This is a genomic window from Enterococcus sp. AZ062 (assembly GCF_051715065.1).
GTDB classification, from domain to species: domain Bacteria; phylum Bacillota; class Bacilli; order Lactobacillales; family Enterococcaceae; genus Enterococcus_B; species Enterococcus_B mundtii.
Map to the genome: position 1 here is coordinate 1,399,167 of NZ_JBIOTB010000001.1, position 26,769 is coordinate 1,425,935.

The following is a 26,769-nucleotide window of genomic DNA, read 5'->3' on the forward strand; positions in this document are numbered from 1 at the left end:
AGTCGTCCTGCTCCGGCTTTTTTATTTCCAAAATTTAAACGATAATAGAACAAATGTTCAGCTATCTTTGTTATAATGAAGAGGTATATCAACCAGGAAAAGGAGGCAATAAGGTGTCGTTACAATTTATCTTAGGGAATGGACAAAAAGACCACCGCAAAGCACTGATCGATGAAGCCGCCGCTTGGCTTGAAAAAGATGAAGACAATCAAGTATTTTTCCTTGTACCTAACTATAATAAATTTGAACAAGAGCAAGAATTACTCGCTGAGATGCGAAAAAAAAGCGGAAAAAGCTCATTTAGCACAACGAATATGCAAGTATTCAGTTTCTATCGTTTGGCTTGGTACTTATTACAACAAACCACGTTGCTGACAGGTAGTGAATTGACCGAATCTGGTTCAGCGATGATCCTCCGCCAAATCTTAGAAAAAAAACAAGAAGAATTGACGATATTTCGTGGAGAAATCCGCAAAAAAGGGTTTATCCGTCAGTTACAAGAGCTATATAGCGAACTACAAGTCGGAAAAATTTCCCCTGTTGACCTGTTAACTTCTGTGACAGGAGAATCACCAAAAGAAGAAGACCGACAATTGAAAATGAAGGATCTACAACTGATTTTCTCTGCATTCGAAGAAGAATTAGTCCAACGCGCCCTACAATCTGAAGATGCGCTGACGGTATTAGCGAATTATATGGCGACGCAGGATTATCATAAGATCAAGTTCTTAGTGAGTGGTTTCGCTCGGATCAATGCCCAAGAGTACCAATTGCTGCAAAAAATGATGGAAAAAGGACATCTAGTGGTGGATTTGCTATTGGATCGTCCCTACAAATCCGATCTACCAGATCCGTTGACCTTGTTTTTCAATACAGGGAAGGTCTATTTCCAACTACTTACCGCAGCAAGAGAATTGAATGTTCCTGTCTCTGTCGATCATTATGCACCGAATCGGGAATACCCAAAAGAACTTCAAACCTTACAACAAATGTGGGAAGAAACATCTAGCCAGCAGAAAAGCCAACCTGTGAAACTTGGCGCGCAAGAGACATTACATCTGTGGGAGGCGGAGAATCCAACGGAAGAAGTTCGGCAATTAGCGGTGGAGATCCGACGTTTGGTCAGTCAAGAAGGCTTTCGGTATCGAGATATCCAAGTGTTGACGAAGGATATGACGCTTTATGGAAATCTACTGCGTCCGATTTTTCAAGAGATGGCGATCCCTTTTTATCTGGATGAAGAGCAATTGATGGAAAATCATCCATTGATTGAATGGATCAACAGCTTATTTGCATTGGATCGTTACCAATACCGCTTAAACGATATCATGCGTTTCTTCAAGACAGAGTTGACGATCGGTGCCCCGGCGGAAGAACTGGATCTTGAGACTTGGGAAGTTACTAGAAATCAATTCCGTACGAACTTAGATATTACAGAAAATGTAGCGTTAGCTTACAACTATCAAGGCAATTATTGGCTCCGTGAGAAAGATTGGCAATTTGTTGCCTATGATTTTGAAGCAGAACAGCTAGAAGACGTCAAACAACTGGAAGAGCAATCAAATACGATCCGGAGACTTTTTCGTGACATGGTGCCGGTGTTTTTGAAGAACATCAAAAAATGCCAAACAGGTCAAGAAGCTGTCACTTTGTTTTATCGCTTCTTGATTGAAAGCGGCGTGCAACAACAATTGCTTTTCTGGCGAGACCAAGAAGTGGCACGTGGCGGATTAGCTGCAGCTAGAAATCATGAGCAAACGTGGGGGGCGTTGATGGATCTTTTGGACGAGTATTCATTGATCTACGGAGAAACAGCGTTCGACTGGTCATTATTTCAAGAGATCATCACGAGTGGGCTAGAAAATCTTAGCTATGGGAAAATCCCTACGGCAATCGACCAGGTGAGGATCAACCGCTTGGAACTTGTGCGACCTAATCAAGCAAAAGTAACATTTGCGGTAGGCTTGAATGACCAAGTGTTTCCAGATCGTCATGAAACTAAAGGCTTATTATCGAGCGAAGAACGTGAAGCGTTGAATCAAGGTTTAGGCGAGGATCAATTTTTATTCGATCCAGCAAAAGAAAGTATGTCTTTCGAACCTTTCCAAGCGTATTTAGTCTTTGCTTCGGGAACGGAACGCTTGTACTTGAGCTATGCGCAAAGCTATGATACCAATCGCTTGAAAATGTCTCCGTACTTGAAACGAGTCGTGGACTATCTAAGTGTTCCAGTTGAACCAAAATGTCAGTTGCAATTGACGAGTGAACCAGATTGTTACGTTGGCACTTACCGTAGTGGGATCAATACGATCAATCGGGTCTATCGTTTAGCAAAAGAAGCCAAACAAGCAGTACCCCTTTATTGGCAACAATTAAAAGAGTTAGTTTTACGCTCTGACCAACGAAATTTTGCATTGACGATTTTTGAAAGTCAAGATCATCTGAATGTACCAGTTTCCTTATCAGAAGAGATGGCAGAAGCTCTTTATGGCAAAGAAATCTACACGTCGATCTCACGCATGGAAAACTTTTATAACTGTGAATATAAATACTTTGTCCAGTTTGGTTTGAAGCTGAAAGAACGTAATATCTATGGGTTGACACCAGCTGCTACTGGCGACTTTTATCATGAATCATTGGATCGCTTCTTCAAATTGTTATTCTCGAATCAACTGTCACTTGTGGCGATGTCGGAGAAAGAGCGACAAGAATTTACCGAAAAAGTCTTACAAGAAGTATTTGGTGAATTACGCTTTGAGATTTTAGATAGCTCTGCACGGATGAACTATATTCGTTACCAATTAGGGCAGACGATCCAAAAAGTGGCATGGGCGTTACAAAAACAAAGTAAGAATACGGGCATGAAGCCATTGCAAACAGAGATTTTATTCGGACAGATCGCTGGCGCACGAGGGATTCCAGGATTGGAAATACCTTTAGACAAGGGTGGGAAACTCCACGTTCGTGGAAAAATCGATCGCATCGATGTAGCAACTGAACAAAGTGATACGTGGTTGAGTGTGGTCGATTATAAATCAAGTGGTCGTTCTTTTGATGTGACGGAAGCTTACTACGGCATGGCGATGCAACTATTGACATATCTTGATGTGGCATTGATGGATGCTGTACGATTGACTGGGAAAGCTGCAGTCAAACCAGCAGGCTCCTATTACTTGCATGTGCATAATCCAGTTTTGACGGATACGACTGACGTCGAGAAGAATACGTTGAAGAAATTCAGCTATGACGGTGTTTTTGTCGATGATCCCGGTCTGTTAGAGGTGCTCGATCATTCATTGGAAGCAAAAGAAAGTTCGTTGATCTATCCAGTGAAGAAGAACGCCAAAGACGAGTTACAAAAGGGCAGTTATAGCAAAGAAAAATTCTATACAGAAGAAGAACTTCAATTATTCATGAACCATAATCGTGAGAATATGCGTTTAGCGGGTGAAGCAATCACCTCAGGGGAGATCAAACTAAATCCAGCATACAAAGACAAACAACGGATTGCTTGTGAACACTGTCCGTTCAGAAGTATTTGTACGTTTGATGTCATGCTCAAAGAAAATAATTATCATCGTTTAGAAAAGCTGGATAAAGATGAAGCATTGCGCAGAATACTAAAAAGGAGTGAAGACGAGTGACATCAATTCCTTTAAAACCGGAAAATGAACGTTTCACCGATGAACAATGGCAAGCGATTTTTGACCAAGGCGACAACCTGCTTGTCTCGGCTTCTGCCGGCTCAGGTAAGACGACTGTGTTAGTCCGCCGAGTGATCGAAAAGTTAAAAATGGGTGTCAACATTGATGAGTTGTTGATTGTGACGTTTACAGAAGCGGCAGCAAGAGAAATGAAGGAACGGATCCAAGTAGCGTTGCAAGAAGCGGTCAATAGTGAAAGTGATCCGGTCTGGCAAAAACACTTTACGAAACAGCTTGTTTTACTGCCGACCGCAAATATCTCGACACTCCATGCGTTTTGTTTAACGGTGATCCGTAAATATTACTATTTGATCGATATCGATCCAGTCTTTCGGATGCTGACGGATGAAACGGAAACGATCTTGATGAAAGAAGATGTCTGGGATGAGATCAGAGAACAACTTTATGCAGAAAATCGCGAAGGTTTTTTTCAGCTGACGATGAATTTTTCAAATGATCGCTCAGATGACGGTTTGACTAACCTCGTATTTTCTCTCTATGATTTTGCTCGAGCAAATCCTGATCCGTTGGCTTGGTTGGATCGTTTACCAGAAGCGTATCGGCTAGAAGAGGGATTAGCAGCTTCTGCATTGTATCAAGAACAGATCCGGCCACTTGTCTTAGCTGATCTCCTTCATTGTACGCAGTTATACGAAGAAATGGTCGTTTTGGCACAAGAAGAAGGACTTGAAAAGATGTTTGATCAAGTCTCACAAGAACAAGCAAGTATCCAACAAATCTATGAACGTTTCCTTGGGGATGAGTTGGACGAAGCTTATCAAGCTTTAGAAAACCTGACGTTTTCGACCTTCAAAAGCAGTCGGAAAGCAGAGTTGAAAGAACGTTCTGCTGAAGTCAAAAACTTGCGAGACCGCGCCAAAAAAATCTTACAACAAATTGGCAAAAGCTATTTCCCAGTTTCGCCTGCACAAATCGAAGAGTTGAGTCAAAAAGCATTACCCCTCGTTGAACAAATGACAGCAGTCACAAAGCTTTTCATGGAAGGTTTCAGTGCGCGCAAACGTGAAAAAGGCGTGCTAGATTTCAATGATCTGGAACACTTGGCGTTGCAAATATTGACGAAACAAACAGAGGAAGAGTGGCTACCAAGCGAAGCATCGGATTATTATCGCAGAAAGTTTAAAGAAGTCATGGTCGACGAATACCAAGACGTCAATCAATTGCAAGAAGAATTGCTCTATTGGGTCAGAGAGCCAGATGAGGAGAGAGGCAATCTCTTTATGGTGGGAGATGTCAAACAGTCGATCTACTCCTTCCGTTTAGCAGATCCAACTCTATTTATCAATAAATATGAGAAATTCTCGGAAGAAAATGGGGGACGACGAATCGTCTTAGCTGAAAATTTCCGTTCAAGGCAGGAAGTCTTAGCGTTTACCAACTTGATTTTTGAACAGTTGATGGACCCAACCGTCGGACAAATCGCCTATGATGAAGCGGCTCGGCTGGTTCTAGGTTTTTCTGGATTCCCAGAAAATAAACGATTTGCACCAGAAGTCTTGATCTATGAAAAGGAACAAGAAACGACAGAAATCGAGTTGCCGATAGACGATATGTTGGAAGACAAAACAGAAGGTGAACTCTTGATGACTGGCTTGAAGATCCGTGAATTGATCGATTCAAAATTCATGATCTACGACAAAAAAAGTCAAGAAGAGCGCCCAATCGAATTCAAAGATATCGTGTTATTGACACCAACGAAGAAAAATAATTTGACGATTTTAGAAGTATTCAAAACGTTTGATATTCCGTTGGAACTCAATGATGCCCAAAATTATTTCCAAGCGACAGAAATCAGGATCATGATTTCATTGCTCCAATTGATCGACAATCCTTATCAGGATATCCCATTAGCTTCAGTGTTACGTTCACCAGTCGTGGGCTTGATCGAACCAGAGTTAGCACGTATCCGATTAGCCGATAAGGCACATACTTACTATGATGCAGTCTTAGCTTATCAAAATAATAACCAAGATGAATTAGCGGCTAAATTGCTTCATTTCAATGAGCAATTGGAACAATGGCGAGAGTTAGCGCGGCGTTCTTCGATCACGGACTTATTATGGGAAATCTATTACCAAACAGGGTATTTAGAATATGTCGTTGGGTTGCCAGCTGGTGCACAACGACAAGCGAATCTGTATGCGTTAGTGGATCGTGCCAAAGCTTATGAGCAAAGCTCGTTTCGCGGTCTCTATCAATTTGTACGATTTATTGAGAAAATGCAGGAGAAAGACAAAGACTTGGCGGAACCAGTGATTGCTTCTAGTGACAATGCCGTTCGCGTCATGACCATCCATGCAAGTAAAGGATTAGAGTTCCCCATCGTTTTCTTATTAGATATGACAAAGCAATTCAATCTACAAGACTTGAAAAACCGTTATGCCTTCGAAGAAAAACTAGGTGCGGGCGTGCGCTACATGGAGCCAGACACGCGGGTCTTGTTTGACACATTGCCTTATCAAGCCATCAAATTAGCCAAACAGAAAAAATTGCTTTCCGAAGAAATGCGTAAATTATACGTAGGACTGACTAGAGCAGAGCAAAAATTGTTTATTGTTGGTTCGTACAAAAGCAAAGAAGACACGTTCAAAGCCTGGTCAGAAGCAAGTGAGCAAACCGATGTAGTGTTAGATCCTGTGATTCGCCTGAAAAGTTCGAGTAGCTTGATGAATTGGATCGGTTACAGCTTGATCCGTCATCCTAAAATGACCGAATATTTTCCAGAAGTCACGCCTTTGCCACAGCTGAAACATTCACCGGGAGATTTTACGATCACCTGGATGGATCAACAAGCGATTTTAACCCAACGCCAAGCATTGACAGTCAAAGGAGAGCAAGCAGAAGAACAAAAAGGAGATCAAACACCATTAACGGCTGAGCTACAAGCACGTTTAGCCTTCACTTATCCTTATGAAGCTTCTGCACAAACAACGAGTTATCAATCGGTTTCTGAGATCAAACGACTGTTTGAAGATCCAGACGATTCTCCAGAGGCACGGTTGACTTGGGAAAGCAGTGATAAAAAAGCCTTTGCCCAGCCTTTCAGGTATACGCAAGACCAATTAGCTGAACCACGCTTTGTACAAAAAGAGCGCAAAGTTTCTGCCACAGCTATTGGGACAGCGACACATTTTCTGTTACAAGTCCTACCATTGGAACAGTTGACGAAAGAAAGCATCGAAAACGAATTGACAACCCTCGTCAAAAAACGTTTAGTCGATGAACAAGTAGCGAAACGTGTGCCGATTGATTCGATCTTATGGTTTTATGAATCTACCCTTGGTCGATCACTGATCGAACATCCAGAAAAAGTGAAACGCGAACAACCATTTTCAATGCTTCTACAAGCAGAAAAGGTATTCGATCACTACCCGAATGAAGACGATGAATTATTGATCCATGGGATCGTCGATGGATACCTTGATTTTGGGGAGTACGTGCAGCTTTATGATTTCAAGACTGATTTTATTTTACATCCTGAAAACCCAGAGGAAATCACTAAGGTCATCAGCAAATACCGCGGGCAATTGAACTTATACCAACGTGCATTAAGTGAAGCGCTGAATAAACCCGTTCAAGATGTCTTTTTGGTTTTGTTGCAGGCGAAGAAAATAATAAATCTTAATAAAGAATAAGAAGTGAGCAAACTGGACTTACACTTTGTAAGTAATATGCTATACTCATGAAAAGAGGTGAGTAAGATGGAGCTAACACAGACAGAATTCATTCTGTGTCCCAAATTTGAAAAAACATTCTCGATTTTAGGGAAAAAATGGAATGGATTGATTATCGATGTATTACTCGAAAATGGTCCGCAGCGCTTTGTTGATCTCTCTGCAAAAATCCCGATGGTCAGTGACCGTGTCTTGGTCGAACGATTAAAAGAGCTTGAAAAAGAAAAGATCGTTACCCGTAATTTTTCGTGTAATGAATCCAGTCGTTCAGAATATATGCTGACAGAAAAAGGGGCAGATCTACAAAAAGCGATGGTCCAGTTGCAGCTTTGGAGTGAGAAATGGGTCACACCCGAAGAATGCAGTTGATTTTGCATCAAAAATCTTGTACACTAGTTTTTAGTTGAATAGACAAAAAGAATGTTGACGAAAAAGAGTAGTTTGGCTAAACCAGTATAGGGAGATCTGTCATGGACTGAAAGCAGATCCTGTGTTTGAAAAATGAAGTTCACTTTCCGAGTTCGTCTGAGAGATTTTTCAGACCGGCAGTATATCTGTCGTTATTAAAATGAGTGTACGATCTCGTTGGGATCGTAAATTAGGATGGTAACGCGAAGACCTCGTTCCTTGATAGGAATGAGGTCTTTTTTGTAGTTGAATTTAAAGGAGGAAATCGCATGTCTTTACAAGCACAACTCGAAAGCTTGAAAGAAGCAACGATCGTCAAGATCAAGCAGGCGCAGGATTTGAAAGAACTAAATCAAATCCGTGTCGAAACATTAGGGAAAAAAGGACCGATCACTGAGGTCTTACGAGGAATGAAAGATCTAAGTGCCGAAGAACGTCCGAAAGTGGGAAGCTTTGCCAATGAGATCCGTGATCTATTGACACAAGAAATCGAAGAGAGAAAAGCAGTATTGGAAACCGCTGCAATGAATGAAGCATTAGAAAAAGAAACAATCGATGTCACGCTTCCAGGTCGCTCAGTCAAACAAGGGACACGCCATATCTTGACGCAGATCATGGAAGAAATCGAAGATATTTTTGTCGGCATGGGGTATCAAATCGTTGAAGGATATGAAGTCGAGTCAGACCATTACAACTTTGAACGAATGAATTTACCAAAAGACCATCCAGCGCGTGATATGCAAGATACTTTCTATATCTCAGAAGAAATCTTGATCCGTACGCATACGTCGCCTGTCCAAGCACGTACCATGGAAAAACATGATTTTTCAAAAGGTGCGCTACGCATGATCTCACCAGGAAAAGTTTTCCGACGTGATACGGATGATGCAACACACAGCCATCAATTCCATCAAATCGAAGGATTGGTGATTGACAAGAACGTGACGATGGGTGATCTAAAAGGAACACTTGAAGTCGTGATGAAGAAAATGTTTGGGGAAGATCGCCAAATCCGTTTACGCCCAAGCTATTTCCCATTTACAGAACCATCTGTTGAAGTCGATGTCAGCTGTTTCAAATGCGGTGGTTCAGGCTGTAACGTCTGCAAACACACAGGTTGGATCGAGATCTTAGGTGCTGGTATGGTTCATCCAAATGTCTTGGAAATGTCAGGAATCGATCCTGAAGAATACTCCGGATTTGCTTTTGGACTTGGCCCAGATCGTGTCGCAATGTTACGTTATGGGGTCAACGATATTCGTAATTTCTATCAAAATGACTTGCGCTTCTTAAGTCAGTTCAAGGGGGAGTAAAAGAATGTTAGTATCATATAAATGGCTGAATCAATACGTTGATTTATCAAATGTGACACCGCAAGAACTTGCAGACAAAATGTCCGTCACAGGAATCGAAGTCGAAGGTGTGACTGTACCTGAAGAAGGCTTGAAGAAAATCGTTGTCGGAGAAGTGAAGGAATGTATTCCGCATCCTGATTCGGATCATCTATCGATCTGTCAAGTCGATATCGGCGAAGAGGAATTATCACAAATCGTTTGTGGTGCACCGAATGTCAAAGCAGGAATCAAAGTCATCGTGGCTTTACCAAATTCACGGATTGCGGGCAATGTCAAAATCAAAAAAGGCAAGATGCGCGGACAAGTTTCAAATGGGATGATCTGTGCTTTGCAAGAAATCGGTTATTCTGACAGTGTCGTATCGAAAGAATATTCAGAAGGCATCTACTATTTGCCACAAGAAGCGGTCAATGGGGAACCAGTCTTTTCTTATCTAGATATGGACGATGCCATCATCGAATTATCCATCACACCAAACCGTGCGGATGCACTATCAATGAGAGGTGTGGCGTATGAAGTTGGCGCGATCTATCGCCAAAAACCAACATTCAATGATGAAAAGTTAGTAGAAGTTGAACGTAAAGCTTCAGAAAAAATTGCGGTAAAAGTAGAAGATGAGGAATTGGTACCAGCATACCAAATCCGTATCATTGAAAACGTCAAGATCCAACCGAGTCCACAATGGCTGCAAAATATCTTGATGAACGAAGGAATCCGACCAATCAATAACGTCGTTGATATCACAAACTATATCTTATTATTGTTCGGTCAACCGTTACATGCATTCGACTATGATAAGTTAGGTTCAGAAGAAATCGTGGTACGTCATGCAGCAGAAAAAGAGAACATCGTGACGTTAGATGGTGAAACGCGCACATTGACCTCAGAAGACTTGGTCATCACGAATGGACAAGTGCCAGTCGCCTTAGCTGGGGTAATGGGCGGACAAGACTCAGAGATCACAGAAACAACGACAACCGTTGCGTTAGAATCCGCTTTATTCGATCCCATATCGATTCGCCGCACAGCAAAACGTTTCAATTTACGTAGTGAATCATCTGCGCGCTTTGAAAAAGGTATCAATAAAGGAACCGTTGGCGAAGCAAGCGATGTTGCAGCGGCGATGATCGTTGCTTTAGCAGGAGGAGAAGTGTTACAAGGAGCGGTCAAAGGTTCTGAGTATCAAGCAAAAGAAGTCGAAGTACAGATCACATTGAAGCGCATCAATCAGTACCTTGGCACAACCTTAAATGTCGCTGAAGTAAGTGAGATCTTTGAAGCATTAGGATTCGGCTATCAAGTCGATGGAGAAACTTATACTGTTGTTGTGCCTCCAAGACGTTGGGATATCCAGATCGAAGCAGACATCATCGAAGAAGTGGCACGTATTTATGGGTATGATCGTTTGCCTTCAACGTTACCAAGCGGCGAAACAGTTGCAGGTAGTTTGACACAAGAACAAGCGACAACACGAAAGATCCGTACATTACTTGAAGGCAGTGGTCTAACTGAAGCCATTAGTTATGCACTGACAACGGAAGATAAATCACGTCAATTCGCTTTGAAAGAAACAGCCATCACTCGCTTGGATTGGCCGATGAGTGAAGACCGTTCTGTCTTACGTATGAACTTGATCAGTGGTCTTTTGGATAACGTCCAATATAACACGGCACGTAAAAATGCAGATGTCGCATTTTATGAAGTAGGTCGCGTCTTCTATCAAGAAAACGATCCATTGACTCATCTACCACAAGAAGTCACTCACGTAGCTCTTGCGGTGTCTGGCACATGGGAAGAGAAGAGTTGGCAAAGTAAGCCACAAGCGGTTGATTTCTTTACAGTAAAAGGCATATTAGAGAATGTATTCGAACAACTTTCCATCAATGAGGAAATCACTTATCAAGCATTGATAACGATCGATGAACTTCACCCAGGTCGGACGGCGGCCATTTATTTAGGTGAAACAATGATCGGGTTTGTTGGTCAAGTGCATCCTATGACTGCTAAAGCTTATGATATTCCAGAAACGTATGTGGCAGAGTTTGATTTAGCCACAGTCGTAGAAGCATCACAAAAAGGCATCACTTTCCGACCAGTCACAAAATTCCCAAGTGTGACGCGTGACATTGCCATGTTAGTAGCTGAACAAGTGACGAATCAAGAAATCGTCCGCACGATCCAATCAGCTGCTGGTCGTTTCTTGACAAATGTGGAACTATTCGATGTTTATCAAGGAGCCAATATTGAAGCGGGGCATAAATCAGTTGCCTATACGTTGAGCTTTGAAAATCCCGAAGCAACGTTGACAGATGAGGAAATCAACCAAGCAATGAGCAAGGTTGAAAAGGCGTTGACAGAAACAGTCGATGCAAGTATTCGTTAAACCTTAATAATAGAAGAAAAAACTGGAACAAAAATCATTCAATGATTTTTGTTCCAGCTTTTTTGTGTGATTACTGATTGAAATAATTGATGCCCATTGCCGCTTTCACTTCAGAAAGTGTGGCTGCCGCAACTTTAGCGGCTTCTTCACTACCATGACGTAAGATATCCATCACGGCTTGTGGGTCCTTCGCCAATTCTTCACGACGTGCGCGGATCGGTGCAAACTCTGCTTCTAATACGTCGATCAAGTAACGCTTGATTTTCACGTCACCGAGTCCACCACGACGATAGTGGGCTTTCATCTCTTCGATTGCTTCTTTGTCTGTACCAAAAACATCTAAGTACGTAAAGACCATATTGCCTTCGACTTGTCCTGGATCTTGGACATGGATGTGATTTGGATCGGTATACATACTCATCACTTTTTTCTGTAAAACATCCGCAGGGTCAGAAATGTAGATGCCATTTCCTAATGATTTACTCATTTTTCCGTTGCCATCGATTCCAGGTAAACGGCCCATCCCTTTAGGAGGGAAGACGCCTTTCGGCTCAACCAGCACTTCACCGTAGGTATGATTGAAGCTTTGGACGATCTCTTGCGTTTGTTCCAACATTGGTTTTTGGTCTTCACCAACTGGTACCAAATTAGCTTTGAACGCAGTGATGTCAGCAGCTTGTGAGACAGGGTAGATAAAAAATCCTGTTGGGACACTTTCGCCAAATTTCTTTTGCTCGATCTCTGTTTTTACGGTCGGGTTACGACGCACACGACCAACACTCACTAAGTTTAAGTAATACATTGTCAACTCAGCTAATTCAGGGATCTGCGACTGGATAAACAATGTTGATTTGGCAGGATCTAAACCAACCGATAAGTAATCTAAAGCAACTTCTAATACATTGGAAGACACTTTTTCAGGGTCTTTCGCGTTGTCAGTCAAGGCTTGCATATCTGCGATCATTACGAACAACTGATTGTTCTCATCCGCTTGCATTTCTACACGTTTTTTCAAAGACCCGACATAATGGCCTAAGTGTAGTTTGCCAGTAGGACGGTCTCCTGTTAAAATAATATTTTTCAAAAAAGAACACCTCTTTGTAATTTCTAAGACTAATACTTAATATCTTACCGTTTTTTTGCAGAATTAACAACAGGATAAACCGAAAATCATTGAAAAAATCAATTAGGAAATCGTTATTTATACAAATGGTAAAAGAAAACGGACAAAGGAATTTTCTTGGAAACTTTACAAGTTGCTTCGCTTTCGGATATAATGTGTTCTATTATATATCTTTAAATGAAATCTTACTAAATAATAATGGGAGTGTAATGTTATGACAATGATTAAATTTGATAGCGTGGAAAAGTATTACGGCAAATTCCATGCGTTGAAAAACACCAATCTTGAGTTTGAAAAAGGGGAAGTTGTCGTTGTCATTGGTCCATCAGGATCAGGAAAAAGTACGATGCTTCGCTGTATCAACGGCTTGGAAACAATCACTTCAGGAAAGCTTTTGATCAATGATGTTGATATTCGCGATAAAAACACAAAATTGACGGAGATTAGAAAAAATGTCGGAATGGTCTTTCAACATTTTAATCTTTACCCCAATAAAACAGTTTTAGAAAACATCACATTGGCACCAATCAAAGTATTAAAACAAGATGAGGCAACTGCTGTAAAAAATGCGGAAAAGTTTTTAAAGACAGTCAATATGCTAGATAAAAAAGATTCCTATCCTTCCATGTTATCTGGTGGACAACAACAGCGTGTAGCGATTGCTCGCGGCTTAGCGATGAATCCCGAAATGCTGTTATTTGACGAGCCAACATCTGCCTTGGACCCAGAGATGATCGGCGATGTCTTGGACGTAATGAAAAAATTGGCAAGAGACGGCATGTCAATGATCGTGGTCACCCATGAAATGGGCTTTGCGAAAGAAGTGGCAGATCGTGTCATTTTTATGGCGGACGGACAAGTATTAGAAGATAGTCGCGATGTGCGCAATTTCTTCGATGATCCAAAAGAAGAACGTGCAAAACAATTTATCAGTAAAGTAATCAATCATTGATAGGAGGAACGATATGCGTAAGACAACATTCACTCGTTTATTATTTCTTTTTGGGCTAGTATTTCTAGTATTGAGCGGCTGTAAAGGTAGCAGTTTGGCAGAAAAAGATATTTTGACTCGTAGCAAAGAAACGAACGAGATCATTTGGGGTGTCAAATACGATACACGATTGTTTGGGATGATGGATATCGAAAGCCGCACAGTTCAAGGGTTTGATATCGATATCGCCAAAGCAATCACGAAGAAGATTTTAGGAGAGGACGGAAAAGCAGAGTTTGTCGAAGTCACTTCTAAAACAAGAATCCCATTATTAAAAAATGGGAATATCGATGCAATCATTGCGACGATGACGATTACCGAAGAACGTAAAAAGCAAGTCGATTTCTCTTCTGTTTATTTTGACGCCGGACAATCATTGCTCGTTGAAAAGGGTAGTCCCATCAAAAGTGTGGAGGATCTAAACGCTGAAACGACTGTTTTAGCGGTAAAAGGCTCGACTTCAGCTGCCAACATCAGAGAACATGCACCTGATGCACGGATCTTGGAGTTAGAGAACTATGCCGAAGCATTTACTGCCTTACAATCGGGGCAAGGCGATGCCATGACAACAGATAATGCGATCTTACTAGGAATGGCAGCGGAGAACCCTAGCTATGAATTAGCAGGAGGAACATTTACCGAAGAGCCTTATGGGATTGCAATCAACAAAGGACAAGAAAATTTCTTGGATGCAGTCAACCAAGCATTAGCAGAAATGGTTGAAGACGGCACCTACGATAAGATTTATGAAAAATGGTTCCCAGATACGACTCAGGGAAAAATTGATTAAGGAGGGAATAAAATGAGTGAATTGATACAAACTTATGGGCCAGCCTTCCTTGATGGATTTAAAGTAACGATCCTATCAAGTGTCTTGGCGCTTTTATTCAGTTTGATCATCGGAACGTTGATGGCGATTTTTCAATTGTCACAAAATAAATGGATTCGTGGTTTTGCGAAAGCCTATGTTGAATTTTTTAGGAATATTCCGTTATTGATCATCGTGATGTTCTTCTATGTCGTATTACCACTTTATTGGATCAGCTTTGACGGTTTTCAAGCAGGAACGATCGGGCTGACGATCTATACTTCCGCATTTATTGCAGAAACCGTTCGTTCTGGCATCCAAACTGTGCCAAAAGGTCAAATGGAGGCTGGTCTTTCATCAGGGTTTACTTACTCAGAAACAATGCGTTACATCGTTTTGCCACAGGCATTTAAAATCGTTATCCCACCGTTAGGCAATCAATTTATCAATTTGGTCAAAAATTCGTCGATTTTAGCAATTGTTGCTGGTTTGGATATCATGTATCAAGGGGATTTGATTGCCAGTGAAACCTTCAACACGTTTGATACCTATATCATTGTCGGTTTATTTTACTTGATCATTACCTTACCATTGTCTTATTTGATGGTTTATCTTGAGAAAAAATGGGCAGTTCGTTCATAGAAAGGAGAATCTCAATGGATTTTAGTGGTGCATTTTCATGGATGAATATTCGCTTTTTACTGGAAGGACTAAAAGTAACGATCGAAGTTTCGCTCTTCTCCATCATTTTTAGTTTTCTGATCGGTGGGCTGACAGGTGTTCTTCGTTTTGCGAGTATTCCTTATTTATCAAAAATAGTAGGTTTGATTATCGACATCATTCGTAATCTGCCATTATTGCTTATCATCTTTTTCACTTATTTTGCTTTGCCGCAAATCGGTATCCAAATGAACATCTTTTGGTCAGCAGTTGCAGCATTGACAATTTTTGAATCTGCCATGTTATCAGAGATTTTCCGTGCAGGTTTGAATGCTGTGCCGAAAGGTCAGATGGAAGCAGGGCTTTCCACGGGATTAAGCTATGTGGAAACGATGCGTACGATCATCATGCCACAAGCATTCAAGTCAATGATCCCTGCTATCGTCAGTCAGTTGATCTCGTTGATCAAAGACACTTCTTTAGCGGTGATCATCTCGTTGCCAGAATTGACACACCAAGCGCGGATCGTCTACGGTCAAAATACCAATTATGTCTTACCAATGTTCGTTATGATGACTTTCATGTATTTTGTCGTATGTTACGCACTTTCTTTACTTTCTTCTTACCTAGAAAGAAGAAAGTACAGTTATTAGTAGAAAAAATCGTATTTTAAATGGTAATTAAGAAGGAATCCACGAAATTTTTTAAAAAATTTTTTGTGGATTCCTTCTTACTGTCATCCAAAAATTCCATCGATAGACAAGTAGGATCGCAATGTTGGAAAAGAGCCGGAAAGCAGATTGTAGGACTTGATAATTCACGTCAAAAAGTCCACAATATAGAAGGTAGAATTTTTTTGAAAAAGGATGATTCGATTGACAGATAAACGTCCGATCGGTTTTATTGATTCAGGGGTTGGCGGTCTTACAGTCGTCAAAGAAGCATTGAAGCAATTGCCGAATGAAAACATATTATACGTTGGCGATACCGCGCGCTGCCCATATGGACCAAGACCCGCAGAGCAAGTGATCGCTTATACATGGGAAATGACGAATTATTTAGTTGAAAAAGGCATAAAGATGCTTGTGATTGCCTGTAATACGGCAACTGCGGTCGCATTAGAAGAAATCAAAGCAACACTCTCGATTCCAGTGATCGGTGTGATTTTGCCAGGAACGAGAGCGGCAGTCAAGCAGACGAAAAATCATCGAGTAGGGGTGATTGGAACAATTGGTACCGTCAAAAGTGCTGCTTACGAGACGGCATTATTGGATAAAGCACCCGAACTGAAAGTTACCAGCTTGGCGTGTCCAAAGTTTGTTTCAGTCGTAGAAAGTAAAGAATACCGATCATCAGTCGCTAAAAAAATCGTGGCTCAAACTTTGGCTCCATTAGAATTAAAAGGGATCGATACCTTGATTTTAGGTTGCACTCATTATCCGCTCCTTCGCCCAATCATTCAGAATGTTATGGGGGATAAAGTCATGCTGATCGATTCAGGAGCAGAAACGATTGGCGAAGTTTCGATGTTACTTGACTATTTTGAAATCAGTAATTCACCACAAAATGGCCGAACGCTTTGTCAGTTTTATACGACAGGATCAGCTAAAATGTTCCATGAGATTGCCCAAGATTGGTTAGGATTAAAAGAACTGATCGTTGAATCGATTGATTTAGGAGGAAAAGAGCAATGATGCGTCATGACGGAAGAAATGTCCAAGATTTACGTAAAATCACGATTGAAACAAATGTGCTAAAGCATCCGGAAGGATCAGTTTTGATCAGCTTTGGCGATACGAAAGTGATTTGTGCGGCAACGGTTGAAGAGTCAGTGCCCCCCTTTTTAAAAGGGACTGGTAAAGGATGGGTGACAGCAGAATACAGTATGTTGCCTCGCGCCACGAATACGAGAAATCGTCGTGAAAGCAGCAAAGGTAGGTTAAGTGGACGGACGATGGAGATCCAACGCTTGATCGGTCGTTCGTTGCGTGCGGTCGTCGATCTCGAGAAACTTGGTGAACGTAGTATCATCGTTGATTGTGACGTGATCCAAGCAGACGGTGGCACACGAACAGCAAGTATTACCGGTGCATTTGTGGCTTTAAGATTAGCAATCGAAAAATTATTACAGACAAAAGTGTTAGCGAATGATCCAATCAAAGAACATTTAGCCGCCATCAGTGTAGGGATTTTAGCTGATGGGACATGTGTGACTGATTTGGATTATCACGAAGACGTGGCAGCGGAAGTCGACATGAACTTAGTGATGACGGAATCAGGCAGATTTGTGGAGATCCAAGGCACAGGCGAAGAAGCTACCTTTGATGGTGAACAATTGAACGAAATGCTTGTTTATGGCAAAACAGCGATCGAATCACTGATTTTTGAACAAAAAAATGTTTTGTTGAGCGAATGGTCAGACACTACGCCTGAACCGACAGAAAAAACGATTGTGATTGCTACTCGAAACGCAGGCAAAGCAGAAGAATTCCGTACCTTATTTGCGAAGGAAGGCTATACAGTCAAAACATTGTTCGATTATCCTGAGATACCTGATGTCGAAGAAACAGGTACAACATTTGAAGAAAACGCCCGGTTAAAAGCAGAAACGATTGCTCAAGTATTGAACCAGCCAGTATTGGCGGATGACTCTGGCCTGAAAGTCGATGCGTTAGGTGGCAGACCAGGAGTTTATTCTGCCCGTTTTGCTGGCGAACATAAGAGTGATGCGGCAAATAACGCAAAACTGCTTTTTGAATTAACCGATGTAGCTGATGAAGAACGCACCGCACAATTTCATTGTACGTTGGTTTTTGCTGAACCAAATAAAGAAAGTTTAGTCGTGGAAGCAGAGTGGCCTGGACGAATTGGTCGGATACCTAAAGGCGAAAATGGCTTTGGCTATGACCCTTTGTTCATTCCTGATGGGTACACTCAAACAGCGGCAGAAATCTCAAGTGAAGAAAAAAATAACCATAGTCACCGAGGCATGGCCATGGCAAAACTAAGCCAAGTTTGGCAGGCATGGTTGGAAGGAGTGGAGTAGATGCGCTATTTAGTCGTTAGTGACAATCATGGGGATCGAGCAATCATCAAAGAATTGCTGTCCCAATACCAAAATCAAGTTGATTATTTTTTTCATTGCGGTGATTCAGAACTTGACGCAACAGATGAAGTTTGGGAAACTTATTTCGGTGTACAAGGCAATTGTGATTTCGGCACAGACTTTGAGACTAAACGAGTTGTAGATACTGGGCTTGATCGGGTATATATGACTCACGGCCATTTATCGAATGTCCGCTTTGGTTTGACTCAGTTAGCCCTTGAAGCAAAAGAGCAACACGCAACGATTGCTCTTTTTGGTCACACCCATCAACTAGGGTGTGAATTTGAAGAAGGTATCTTGTTCTTGAATCCAGGAAGCATTTCCCAACCTCGAGGAATGATCCAAATCCCAGCATACGCAATCATCGAGAGTACGAAAGAGACACTTGCTGTCCAGTACTATAATCGATCACACAAAAAAATCGATAACATGGCATTTGAATATAAACGCTGACAAACAAACTCTAATTTTTGCTAAAAATAGAAATGTTTGTATAGATTTTGCATCCGTTTTCGGTAAAATAGAGATATTGAAAGAATTTGAAATGGAGGGCCAATACATGATTGGACCAATTGTAAGAGAGTTATTACTGCAAAATCAAGAGACATTTTTGGTTCCAGCAGAAAACGTGGCAAATGTTATGTATCAACATCCGTTATCGCATGGACTATTAGTTTTATCGAAAGTTGGCTACACTAAAATACCTGTCTTAGGGAAAGATGATCGCTTTGTTGGTCTAGTCAGTCTATCAAATGTTGTCAATAAGATGATGGACCTACAAACAATCAGTATGGAACCATTAGAAGGCCTAACAGTGGCTGATGTAATGGAAACCGATGTACCAACCATTGATGAAAATTGGGAACTAGAAGAAGTTCTTCATTTACTAGTTGATGCTTCGTTCTTGCCAGTCGTCACAGAGGATAAAGTGTTCAAAGGAATCATCACACGAAAAGAGTTACTGAAAGCAGTCAATTACATGGTACACGAATTAGAACGCCAAAATATTGTATCACCTAAAATAGATGTAGATGAATTGAGAGAAAGAATCGATATCGTTAGTTAAAGGTAATTGATCCTACTCACTAAAGATAAAGACATAAAACAAACGAAGCGACGCCCAAAAGTTAGACTATATTTCTAACTTTTGGACGTCGCTTTATTTGTTGTATTAAGGAATGACACGAGTGGTAATAAAGTTTGTCCTGAGAATCAAATACTTTAGTCATTTTAGACATTTTTCTAATGATTAAAAAAAGAGGTCAAACCTAAACACTTCTGTTCATTCGGTTTTAGGTGGTAGGAGAGGGCTAATGTCCCACGCCCAGCGTAGACACTACATAAACTATTTCAACACGATTGGTGTATTTGGGATGCTGTAACCGGCAGCTGTCAGTTCTTTGACATATGAACTCAAAAATTCTTCTTTCAATTCGAACTGTTTACCATTTAAAACGTAACAGATCGTCCGAATCGCAAAGTTGCTGTTGCCGATATCGACCAATCCAAAGATCGATGGCTCAGTTTGTAATTCCTCTTCGTATTTTACAGCTAACGTTTCATTAACTTTTTGAATGATCTCATAGATCTTATCATAGCCTTCTTCCGGAACGATCCGAATATCAAGAACGACTTGCATATTGGAACGAGAGAGGTTACTGATCGTTGTGATACTACGGTTTGGAATGAAGTGAACGGTACCGTCAACACCTTTGAGTTGCAGTGTCCGGATACCAACGGATACCACGGTTCCTTCGATGGTTAGATTCGTTAATTTGACATAGTCGCCAACGTCCATTTGTTGTTCCATGATGATAAAGAAGCCAGTGATCACATCACTCATAAAGCCTTGTGCCCCTAAACCGATGGCTACTCCGGCAATCCCTGCTCCGGCTAATAGTGAACCAATCGGCACACCAATCACGGATAGGATGGCATAAATAAAGAAAAAGCCAATCGTATAATTGAAAATGGTATTTAAAAGACTTTGTAACGTTTTTAAGCGGCTACCGTTAAGAACGGTTTTTTTTGAATATTGTTTAAAAGATTTGTCGATCAAGTATTTACCGATTCGATTGATGAGTCCAAAAAGAATAATCAAAAAAATAAGGAATAATCCTTTTTGGATCATTGTAGAAAAAATCCCATCCCAATCAATATTATTCCAAAAACGTTGGAACGCATTGAGTTGACTGACCGCTTGATCGGTCAAATTTTCTCCGGTTGAGCTTGTTGTTTCTGCTGTTGCAATGAATGAAAACATAAAATCCCCTTTTCTAATTAGTCTCTTTTGTATTGTAACAAGAACAGCATAAAAATCAAAATAAATCATTAGATAAGCTACCAATCACACTTGCAATAACAAGTGGTTAAAATAAACGATGACAAATGGGAGAGATAGTGCTAAAATATTTCAAAACTGACGATTGGTGGTATGAACATGCAAATAGATTGGGATAACTTAGGATTTTCTTACATCAAAACACCTTGGCGATTCGTTGCCAAATGGAAAGATGGAGAGTGGGAAAAAGGCGAATTGACTGAGGATAATTATCTGTCACTTCATGAAGGATCGCCCGCACTTCACTATGGCCAACAGTGCTTTGAAGGATTAAAGGCTTATCGCAGAAAAGATGGAAAGATCAATTTATTCCGTCCAGAGCAAAACAGTCGTCGCTTGAACCAGAGTGCCAGACGTTTATTGATGCCCATGGTTCCAGAAAAAATGTTTGTTGATGCAGTGAAAGAAGTCGTAAAGGCAAATGAATCCTTTGTGCCACCTTATGGTTCAGGAGCAACGTTATATTTACGTCCTTTCCTGATCGGTGTCGGAGAAAACATTGGTGTTCATCCAGCGCCTGAGTATTTGTTTGTGGTTTTCTGTACGCCTGTAGGAGCCTATTTCAAAGGTGGATTGAAACCAACGAACTTTATCGTTTCTGGTTATGACCGAGCTGCTCCGAATGGTACTGGAGCTGCCAAAGTTGGTGGAAACTACGCAGCAAGTTTATTACCAGGGACTGAAGCGAAAGAATTAAATTATTCAGATTGCGTTTACCTAGATCCAGCGACGCACACAAAAATTGAAGAAGTCGGCGCGGCGAATTTCTTTGGTATCACTAAAGACAACCAGTTCATCACACCGCAATCGCCTTCGATTTTACCAAGTATTACGAAGTATTCCTTATTGCAGATTGCAGAAGAACGTTTGGGACTTAAAGCAGTTGAGGGAGATATCTACATCGATCAACTTGATCAATTTGCAGAAGCAGGTGCGTGTGGAACCGCAGCGGTGATTTCACCGATTGGTGGGATCTACTATAAAAATGATTTACATGTCTTTTATAGTGAGACAGAAGTAGGACCAGTAACTAAGCGCTTATATGAAGAATTGACGGGTATCCAATTTGGGGATATCGAAGCACCAGAAGGTTGGATCGAAGTCGTCGAATAATGACTGGCTTTAAAAATAACTACAAAAAAATCAGCTCTCACATTGGAGGGCTGATTTTTTATTGGATCAAGATAAGTGAACACCTTTATCTACGTAAATGATATCACCGATGATCCCGCTAGATAGGGGGCTGATCAAGAAGGCACAAGTATTTCCGACTTCTTCGATCGTCACACCTTGTTGATCGGGGGTGCGTGATTCGGATAACTCGATCAATTTTTGGTAATCCTTCACACCAGTCACTGCTAACGTTTTGATCGCACCAGCAGAGATCCCATTGACACGGATTCCTTTAGGTGAGAATTCAGCGGCTAAGTAGCGAATGGCAGCTTCTAGTGAAGCTTTCGCGATGCCCATCATATTATAGTTAGGGATCGCTCGTTGTGAACCAAGATAAGACATACTTACGATGCCGCTGTTGGGAGCTAAGTACTTTTGGGCATACTTCGATACAGCGATCAATGAATAGCTACTGATGTCTTGTGCTAATTGATAACCATCTCTTGAAATATCAGAAACGTTACCTGAAAGCTCTTCTTTGTTGGCATAAGCAACAGCGTGGACCAAACCATGGATCTCACCGGCATATTCACCAATCGTAGCCATCGCTTTTTCGATGCTCTCATCGCTAGCAACATCACACTCTACAGTGAAGGCATCTTCACCGACTAATTTGACTAGCGATTTCTTCATCCGTTCATTTTGGTACGTATAGATGATCTCAGCGCCTTGTTGCATCATTGCTTCTGCACAACCCCAAGCAATACTGCGTTTATTCGCAACACCCATGATCACGATTTTTTTTCCTTCTAAAAAAGACATATAGACACTCCTTTGATTCAATAAAAGTTTTGTTTGACGATAATATAAGTGCAAAAAAATAACTTCTTGATTTCTTATTATTCAGTAAAATGCTTTGATTGTCAAACTATTTTTTTGATGAATAAAAAATGATTGCCAAATAATCAAGAATATGATACTTTGATAATCAAAGTATTGATTACGGCAATTGCCCGAAAGAAGGAGTAAACTATGTCATACGCATTATCAGCAACGGAAGTAATGGATCTTATTCCAAACCGTTACCCAATTTGTTACATCGATTACGTGGATTCGATCGATTCAGGAAAGAAGATCATTGCAACAAAAAATGTAACGATCAATGAAGATTTTTTCCAAGGTCATTTCCCTGACAATCCTGTCATGCCCGGAGCGTTGATCCTAGAAACCCTTGCACAAGCAGGTTCGATCTTGATTTTAAAATCAGAAGAGTTCCTAGGGAAACGTGCGTATATCGGTGGGATCAACAAAGCAAAATTCCGCCAAAAAGTCGTTCCTGGGGATGTGATGAAGTGTCATTTTGAGATCATCAAAATGAAAGGACCTGTAGGGACTGCGATTTCTGAAGCTTTTGTTGACGATAAAAAAGTGTGTGAATGTGAATTTACATTTATCGTCAATGAGCAAGCATAAAGATAAAAATAAACTTTAGGAACCCATAGAGAGGTTCTAAAAATAGCAATAGATATGGCAATAGGGGAGTGGAAAGTAGCTTTCCGCAAAAAAGAATCATCTTCTGAATAGTTTTCTATTCTTAGATGATCTTTTTTTGTCTATTTAAGACTGTTTTGAAAATGTTAAGTTTTACTAAAGATGAAAATAAAAAAACTATTTTTTAGCGAAAATATAAAAAATAGTTGTAAAGTCCCAGCCATCAAAAGTTTTTTTAGTAAAAAAGGGAGTGGGATATTCGTTCATCTCACCCACCTATAACCGAATAAACGGCGGGAACAAAAAGTAACCTCTTCGAAAATAAGGCGCCATCCACAAAAATTTGAAATACAATTTTCGTGGATGGCGCCTTATTTCTCGAGGCTGAACACTTCTGTCTCCACCTCATTTGATGTTTCAGTAGAAAGTGATCAAATGTGTGTTTATTTTGCTTCCTGTAAGATGTTGATTTTTTCGATCTTCACATCTTCTGTTGGCTTATCTGAGCTATCTGTTTCGACAGCAGCAATCGCATCAACAACGTCCATTCCTTCAACGACTTGACCAAAGACCGTATATTCACCATCTAAACTAGGGTAGCCGCCGTTTTTATAGGCGGCAATAATGGCTTGTGGGTAATCATCTTTCAATAAACCATCATGCATATCATCAGAGTTTTGTACGATGAAGAATTGGCTACCATTACTATTCGGGTCTTGTGTACGAGCCATTGAAAGGGCGCCGCGGATGTTATAAAGTTGGTTTGAGATCTCCGTTTCAAAACCTTCTCCCCAAATACTTTCTCCACCAGTTCCGTTCCCATCAGGATCGCCACCTTGGATCATAAAGTCTTGGATGACACGATGGAAAGTGACGCCATCGTAGTAGCCATCTTTGGCATGAGTCATAAAGTTCTCCACAGCTTTTGGTGCAAGCTCTGGGAATAGTTTGATCTTGATCGTTCCTTTAGTTGTGACCATTTCAACTAGATCTTCGTTATCAGCGACTTCTGTATTCAATTGAGGTAACTCTAAAGAATTTAAATCAATACTTTCTACAGTGCTAGTCTCTGTTGTTTTTTCTGTTGATTCTTTCGTGCTTGAAGAGGCGGTATCTGAACCGTTCGACGTACAACCAGCTGCAAATAATAGCGTTGCAGCCATACTCATAGTTAAAAATAATTTTTTGTGTTTCATAAGTAATTCCTTTCTTTTTTTGTTCGTTGTTATCTTTAATGATAGCAAATTATCAGATAAATACCTACACTTTTTCGAACAATAAGCGAAATTATTTAATAAATAGTAAAAGGTGTAGACCATTTGAAAGCGGTTTGTTATAATGTAAGTGGATACAAAAACGCACATCCAGGAGGGTATCAACACATGGGAAAATTAGGAATTTCAATTTATCCAGAACGTTCAACGTTTGAAAAGGACAAAGAATATTTAGATTTAGCACATAAATACGGATTTAAACGTGTATTCACAAGTTTATTACAAATTGCAGACGATAAAGAAAAAGTCTTAGCAGACTTTAAAAAAGTCGTCGATTATGCCAATCAATTAGAGATGGAAGTCATGGTGGATATCAATCCAGCGTTATTTGAACAGTTAGAGATCTCATATGATGATCTATCGTTCTTCGATGAGATGGGCGCCGACGGCATTCGTTTGGACATTGGATTTACTGGAGCAGAAGAAGCAAAAATGACTCGGAATCCATACAATATCAAAATCGAGATCAACATGAGTTCAGGCACGAATTATGTTGACAATATCATGAGTTATTCGCCGAACACAGATAACTTACTAGGTTCACATAACTTTTACCCTCATCGTTATTCTGGTTTAGGCTATGATCATTTTGTCGCTTGTTCGGAGAAATTCCGCAAATATAATTTGAATACGATGGCATTCGTAAATTCACAAACAGCTGACTTTGGCCCATGGCCGACGCAAGACGGACTTTGCTCATTAGAAGACCATCGTGATCTTGAAATCGCGACGCAAGTCAAACACTTGATGTTGACAGGTTTGATCGATGATATCTCTGTAGGAAATGCTTATGCGAGTGAAGAGGAATTACGTGCAATGTCTGAAGCTTTCTTTGCAAGCTATCCTACATTAAAAGTTGATGTAGCAGAAGATATCACAGAAGATGAACGTATTTGTCTATTCGATAATCTTCATAGTTATCGTGGAGATCGCTCAGAGTATATCTTGCGTTCAACGATGACACGCATCTATTACAAAGACAAACCATTCCCAGCGCATAATACGAAAGATATGACCCGTGGGGATGTATTGATCGATAACGTTGGTTACGGACAATATAAAGGTGAAACACAAATTGCTTTAAAAGAAATGAAGAATGATGGACGAGTGAATGTCGTCGGACGTATCTCAGACGATGAGTTATTCTTACTTGATTTCTTGAAACCATGGTCAAACTTCAAGTTGATCGAAAGTAAATAATTGTGTAATTATAAATATTGAAAAGCCCCGTAAAGCGATCAGAGCTTTACGGGGCTTTTCAATGACGATTATTATTTATTCTAGATTGCATCACACGTCCTCTTTGTTTATACTAATTTTAGACAGTACATCAATGTAAAAGCAAGGAAGGTATAAGATGAAACTTTGGATCAAAATTTTAATCGGCGTGACATTACTCGTGACAGTCGTATTAGTCTTTGCGGGTAATTATTTTTATAACTATGCCGTTGTTCCTTCAGAAAAAGACTTTTTAGAAGGCGATACTCCTGGCACAACAAAAACAAATGAAGAATCGAGTGCACAATCTTGGTTTGCGAATCCTGAAAATCGTAAAGAATGGCAACAGACATCTGCGGATGGATTGAAGTTATCAGCCATTTATCTACCAGCAACAGACAGTCATAAAACAGCGATCGTGGCTCATGGATATATGGGAAATGCGGAAACGATGGCAAATTACGCAAAGATGTTCCATGATCTTGGCTATAACGTATTAGTCCCTGATGCCCGCGGCCACGGAAAAAGCGAAGGGGATTATATCGGCTTTGGCTGGCACGAACGGAAAGATTATGTGAAATGGATCGATCAAGTGCTTGAAACAAACGGTCAATCTGAAGAAATCGTTTTATACGGTATTAGTATGGGGGCAGCTACTGTGATGATGACTAGCGGAGAACCATTGCCTACAAATGTTAAAGCGATCATCGAAGATTGTGGCTATTCCTCTGTTAACGAAGAATTGGCTTATCAGCTTAATGAATTATTTAGCTTACCACCGTTCCCATTGATCCAAGTAACTAGCTTGATGACAAAAATCAGAGCCGGCTATTTCTTTGGAGAAGCTGATGCAATCAAACAATTAGAAAAAAACCAATTACCGATGCTGTTTATCCATGGGGATGCGGATACATTTGTTCCTTACGAAATGTTGGACAAAGTCTACCAAGCGACGAACGGACCAAAAGAAAAATATATCGTCCCAGGAGCAGAGCATGCCAAAGCATATTCGATCGATCCTGAGAATTATCAAAAGACTGTAAGTAGTTTCCTAGAAAAATATGTAAAATAACTGTTGTGACCAAAGTGTTTCTTAAAG

General features: G+C 40.6%; 21 protein-coding genes. 17 read left to right on the plus strand and 4 right to left on the minus strand.

All coding sequences use genetic code 11. The features are described 5' to 3' along the window. Window positions 1–113 precede the first annotated feature (113 nt). The 5 genes from IGJ00_RS06810 to pheT all read left to right on the plus strand — a co-directional run bounded on the left by IGJ00_RS06810 (window position 114) and on the right by pheT (window position 11,545). Entirely contained in the window at window positions 114–3,644 is a 3,531-nt protein-coding gene (locus IGJ00_RS06810; RefSeq protein WP_438844234.1) for a PD-(D/E)XK nuclease family protein, read from the plus strand. Further along, on the plus strand, window positions 3,641–7,360 hold the full coding sequence (gene addA / locus IGJ00_RS06815; protein WP_438844235.1) for a helicase-exonuclease AddAB subunit AddA: 3,720 nt from the start codon (window positions 3,641–3,643) through the stop codon (window positions 7,358–7,360). The genes IGJ00_RS06810 and addA overlap by 4 nt, the downstream gene beginning before the upstream one ends. Before the next feature lie 66 nt (window positions 7,361–7,426). Beyond that, window positions 7,427–7,768 carry a winged helix-turn-helix transcriptional regulator gene (locus IGJ00_RS06820; RefSeq protein WP_019724054.1) on the plus strand — a complete coding sequence of 114 codons (342 nt, stop codon included), beginning with the start codon at window positions 7,427–7,429 and terminating at the stop codon, window positions 7,766–7,768. 308 nt (window positions 7,769–8,076) lie between these two features. Then, window positions 8,077–9,120 carry a phenylalanine--tRNA ligase subunit alpha gene (gene pheS, locus IGJ00_RS06825; RefSeq protein WP_071867821.1) on the plus strand — a complete coding sequence of 348 codons (1,044 nt, stop codon included), beginning with the start codon at window positions 8,077–8,079 and terminating at the stop codon, window positions 9,118–9,120. Between the two features lie 4 nt (window positions 9,121–9,124). Beyond that, on the plus strand, window positions 9,125–11,545 hold the full coding sequence (gene pheT / locus IGJ00_RS06830; RefSeq protein ID WP_438844236.1) for a phenylalanine--tRNA ligase subunit beta: 2,421 nt from the start codon (window positions 9,125–9,127) through the stop codon (window positions 11,543–11,545). A 70-nt stretch (window positions 11,546–11,615) separates the two neighbouring features. Here pheT and trpS read toward each other — a convergent pair whose 3' ends face one another. Further along, window positions 11,616–12,629, minus strand: a complete 1,014-nt coding sequence (gene trpS, locus IGJ00_RS06835) for a tryptophan--tRNA ligase (RefSeq protein WP_019724057.1) — start codon at window positions 12,627–12,629, stop codon at window positions 11,616–11,618. Window positions 12,630–12,882: 253 nt separating this feature from the next. On the opposite strand from trpS, the gene IGJ00_RS06840 reads away from it, so the two are divergent. From IGJ00_RS06840 to cbpB, 8 genes are all read left to right on the plus strand, one after another. Beyond that, on the plus strand, window positions 12,883–13,620 hold the full coding sequence (locus tag IGJ00_RS06840; protein ID WP_438844237.1) for an amino acid ABC transporter ATP-binding protein: 738 nt from the start codon (window positions 12,883–12,885) through the stop codon (window positions 13,618–13,620). Window positions 13,621–13,633: 13 nt separating this feature from the next. Continuing rightward, window positions 13,634–14,449, plus strand: coding sequence for a transporter substrate-binding domain-containing protein (locus IGJ00_RS06845; protein ID WP_019724510.1), 816 nt, complete (start codon window positions 13,634–13,636; stop codon window positions 14,447–14,449). A gap of 12 nt (window positions 14,450–14,461) precedes the next feature. Continuing rightward, window positions 14,462–15,109 carry an amino acid ABC transporter permease gene (locus IGJ00_RS06850; protein WP_438844238.1) on the plus strand — a complete coding sequence of 216 codons (648 nt, stop codon included), beginning with the start codon at window positions 14,462–14,464 and terminating at the stop codon, window positions 15,107–15,109. 14 nt (window positions 15,110–15,123) lie between these two features. Next, window positions 15,124–15,780, plus strand: coding sequence for an amino acid ABC transporter permease (locus IGJ00_RS06855; RefSeq protein ID WP_010735591.1), 657 nt, complete (start codon window positions 15,124–15,126; stop codon window positions 15,778–15,780). Window positions 15,781–15,993: 213 nt separating this feature from the next. Beyond that, window positions 15,994–16,821 carry a glutamate racemase gene (gene racE, locus IGJ00_RS06860; RefSeq protein WP_019724592.1) on the plus strand — a complete coding sequence of 276 codons (828 nt, stop codon included), beginning with the start codon at window positions 15,994–15,996 and terminating at the stop codon, window positions 16,819–16,821. Next, window positions 16,821–18,173, plus strand: a complete 1,353-nt coding sequence (gene rph, locus IGJ00_RS06865; RefSeq protein WP_086335223.1) for a ribonuclease PH — start codon at window positions 16,821–16,823, stop codon at window positions 18,171–18,173. The genes racE and rph overlap by 1 nt, the downstream gene beginning before the upstream one ends. Next, a complete protein-coding gene (locus tag IGJ00_RS06870) occupies window positions 18,174–18,686 on the plus strand; it encodes a metallophosphoesterase (RefSeq protein WP_071867816.1) in 513 nt (170 codons plus the stop codon). Window positions 18,687–18,792: 106 nt separating this feature from the next. After that, a complete protein-coding gene (cbpB, locus tag IGJ00_RS06875; RefSeq protein ID WP_071867815.1) occupies window positions 18,793–19,299 on the plus strand; it encodes a cyclic-di-AMP-binding protein CbpB in 507 nt (168 codons plus the stop codon). Between the two features lie 279 nt (window positions 19,300–19,578). Here cbpB and IGJ00_RS06880 read toward each other — a convergent pair whose 3' ends face one another. Beyond that, window positions 19,579–20,496: a mechanosensitive ion channel family protein gene (locus IGJ00_RS06880; protein ID WP_010735586.1), complete on the minus strand. Its 918-nt coding sequence runs from the start codon at window positions 20,494–20,496 to the stop codon at window positions 19,579–19,581. Between the two features lie 177 nt (window positions 20,497–20,673). Between IGJ00_RS06880 and IGJ00_RS06885 the strand changes: the two genes are divergently transcribed. Further along, window positions 20,674–21,687: a branched-chain amino acid aminotransferase gene (locus tag IGJ00_RS06885; protein ID WP_071867814.1), complete on the plus strand. Its 1,014-nt coding sequence runs from the start codon at window positions 20,674–20,676 to the stop codon at window positions 21,685–21,687. A gap of 66 nt (window positions 21,688–21,753) precedes the next feature. Here IGJ00_RS06885 and fabI read toward each other — a convergent pair whose 3' ends face one another. Then, window positions 21,754–22,509: an enoyl-ACP reductase FabI gene (gene fabI / locus IGJ00_RS06890; RefSeq protein ID WP_104776853.1), complete on the minus strand. Its 756-nt coding sequence runs from the start codon at window positions 22,507–22,509 to the stop codon at window positions 21,754–21,756. Window positions 22,510–22,719: 210 nt separating this feature from the next. Here fabI and fabZ point away from each other — a divergent pair, with 210 nt between their 5' ends. Further along, on the plus strand, window positions 22,720–23,160 hold the full coding sequence (gene fabZ / locus IGJ00_RS06895) for a 3-hydroxyacyl-ACP dehydratase FabZ (protein WP_010735583.1): 441 nt from the start codon (window positions 22,720–22,722) through the stop codon (window positions 23,158–23,160). A 461-nt stretch (window positions 23,161–23,621) separates the two neighbouring features. On the opposite strand, the gene IGJ00_RS06900 is transcribed toward fabZ, so the two are convergent. Continuing rightward, window positions 23,622–24,374 carry a peptidylprolyl isomerase gene (locus IGJ00_RS06900; RefSeq protein WP_438844239.1) on the minus strand — a complete coding sequence of 251 codons (753 nt, stop codon included), beginning with the start codon at window positions 24,372–24,374 and terminating at the stop codon, window positions 23,622–23,624. Window positions 24,375–24,560: 186 nt separating this feature from the next. Here IGJ00_RS06900 and IGJ00_RS06905 point away from each other — a divergent pair, with 186 nt between their 5' ends. Both IGJ00_RS06905 and IGJ00_RS06910 read left to right on the plus strand, forming a co-directional pair. After that, window positions 24,561–25,652: a DUF871 domain-containing protein gene (locus IGJ00_RS06905; protein WP_071867811.1), complete on the plus strand. Its 1,092-nt coding sequence runs from the start codon at window positions 24,561–24,563 to the stop codon at window positions 25,650–25,652. Window positions 25,653–25,809: 157 nt separating this feature from the next. Then, window positions 25,810–26,742, plus strand: coding sequence for an alpha/beta hydrolase (locus tag IGJ00_RS06910; protein ID WP_071867810.1), 933 nt, complete (start codon window positions 25,810–25,812; stop codon window positions 26,740–26,742). The last annotated feature ends 27 nt before the right edge of the window (window positions 26,743–26,769 follow it).

What these genes read in the sequence shown, in the direction of transcription:
- fabI (WP_104776853.1), bottom strand. Translation starts at nt 22,509, where the DNA reads ATGTCTTTTTTAGAAGGAAAAAAAATCGTGATCATGGGTGTTGCGAAT.
- IGJ00_RS06820 (WP_019724054.1), top strand. Translation starts at nt 7,427, where the DNA reads ATGGAGCTAACACAGACAGAATTCATTCTGTGTCCCAAATTTGAAAAA.
- IGJ00_RS06880 (WP_010735586.1), bottom strand. Translation starts at nt 20,496, where the DNA reads ATGTTTTCATTCATTGCAACAGCAGAAACAACAAGCTCAACCGGAGAA.
- IGJ00_RS06845 (WP_019724510.1), top strand. Translation starts at nt 13,634, where the DNA reads ATGCGTAAGACAACATTCACTCGTTTATTATTTCTTTTTGGGCTAGTA.
- IGJ00_RS06840 (WP_438844237.1), top strand. Translation starts at nt 12,883, where the DNA reads ATGACAATGATTAAATTTGATAGCGTGGAAAAGTATTACGGCAAATTC.
- IGJ00_RS06905 (WP_071867811.1), top strand. Translation starts at nt 24,561, where the DNA reads ATGGGAAAATTAGGAATTTCAATTTATCCAGAACGTTCAACGTTTGAA.
- pheT (WP_438844236.1), top strand. Translation starts at nt 9,125, where the DNA reads ATGTTAGTATCATATAAATGGCTGAATCAATACGTTGATTTATCAAAT.
- fabZ (WP_010735583.1), top strand. Translation starts at nt 22,720, where the DNA reads ATGTCATACGCATTATCAGCAACGGAAGTAATGGATCTTATTCCAAAC.
- IGJ00_RS06885 (WP_071867814.1), top strand. Translation starts at nt 20,674, where the DNA reads ATGCAAATAGATTGGGATAACTTAGGATTTTCTTACATCAAAACACCT.
- cbpB (WP_071867815.1), top strand. Translation starts at nt 18,793, where the DNA reads ATGATTGGACCAATTGTAAGAGAGTTATTACTGCAAAATCAAGAGACA.
- IGJ00_RS06855 (WP_010735591.1), top strand. Translation starts at nt 15,124, where the DNA reads ATGGATTTTAGTGGTGCATTTTCATGGATGAATATTCGCTTTTTACTG.
- IGJ00_RS06850 (WP_438844238.1), top strand. Translation starts at nt 14,462, where the DNA reads ATGAGTGAATTGATACAAACTTATGGGCCAGCCTTCCTTGATGGATTT.
- IGJ00_RS06900 (WP_438844239.1), bottom strand. Translation starts at nt 24,374, where the DNA reads ATGAAACACAAAAAATTATTTTTAACTATGAGTATGGCTGCAACGCTA.
- racE (WP_019724592.1), top strand. Translation starts at nt 15,994, where the DNA reads ATGATTCGATTGACAGATAAACGTCCGATCGGTTTTATTGATTCAGGG.
- IGJ00_RS06910 (WP_071867810.1), top strand. Translation starts at nt 25,810, where the DNA reads ATGAAACTTTGGATCAAAATTTTAATCGGCGTGACATTACTCGTGACA.
- pheS (WP_071867821.1), top strand. Translation starts at nt 8,077, where the DNA reads ATGTCTTTACAAGCACAACTCGAAAGCTTGAAAGAAGCAACGATCGTC.
- IGJ00_RS06870 (WP_071867816.1), top strand. Translation starts at nt 18,174, where the DNA reads ATGCGCTATTTAGTCGTTAGTGACAATCATGGGGATCGAGCAATCATC.
- rph (WP_086335223.1), top strand. Translation starts at nt 16,821, where the DNA reads ATGCGTCATGACGGAAGAAATGTCCAAGATTTACGTAAAATCACGATT.